The 656-nt window shown below is 63.6% G+C and carries 1 protein-coding gene; it reads right to left on the bottom strand.

What is annotated here, in order from left to right; all coding sequences use genetic code 11:
- Positions 1-656, bottom strand: a 656-nt coding sequence (locus tag D3D02_RS18315; RefSeq protein ID WP_199723181.1) for an aldehyde ferredoxin oxidoreductase C-terminal domain-containing protein, incomplete at both ends; no start/stop codon positions are given.

The following is a 656-nucleotide window of genomic DNA, read 5'->3' as shown; positions in this document are numbered from 1 at the left end:
CGGGAGCGTGTCGTCGCCGCGGTCGAAGCCGCGCTGGTTGTTGAAGTGGCGTTCGAGCGTGACGATGCGGTCGCCGACGGCCAGCAGGTCCTCGAAATCGGCTCCGAACAGCATCTCGTAGCGTTCGGGCGTCATGAAGTCCCGCGAGAACTTGCAGACGATGCCGCTGTCGTTGAGCGCCATCTGGTTTTCCTTCTCGATGAGGCGCTTGGGTTTGCCCTCGAACCCCTCCGGCGGGTAGGCGTCGTCCTTGCCGACCAGCGGGTACTCCTGCGAGTAGAACACCGCGTACATGTGGTCCGCGCCGCGGTTCGCCGTGGCGAAGGAGAGACCCTGTCCGTGGAGATGGCGACCGTCGTGGGCCGGGAAGTCCATGCCTTTGACCGTCCAATCGTGGACGCCGAGTTCCTCGTGTGCGCGGTGGGTCCCTTCCGCGAGCAGGTCGCCGATGCCCTCGCGGTAGCCGATTTGCTCGACGAGTTCGTGAATCAGGTCGACGTTGCCGAACTCGTCTTCGGCCATCAGGTACGCCGCGATGGTGTCGCCACAGGAGATGGTATCCATGCCGAGGCGGTCACACAGGTCGTTGGATTTCATCACCTCGACGATGTCGTCGACGGCGCAGTTCGACCCGAAGGCCATCATCGTCTCGAACT

The sequence above is a fragment of the Halobellus sp. Atlit-38R genome (assembly GCF_003665925.1).
GTDB lineage: Archaea > Halobacteriota > Halobacteria > Halobacteriales > Haloferacaceae > Haloquadratum > Haloquadratum inordinatus.
The sequence above is the reverse complement of the archived record's forward strand: the minus strand, read 5'-3'. Positions and strand labels throughout refer to the sequence as shown.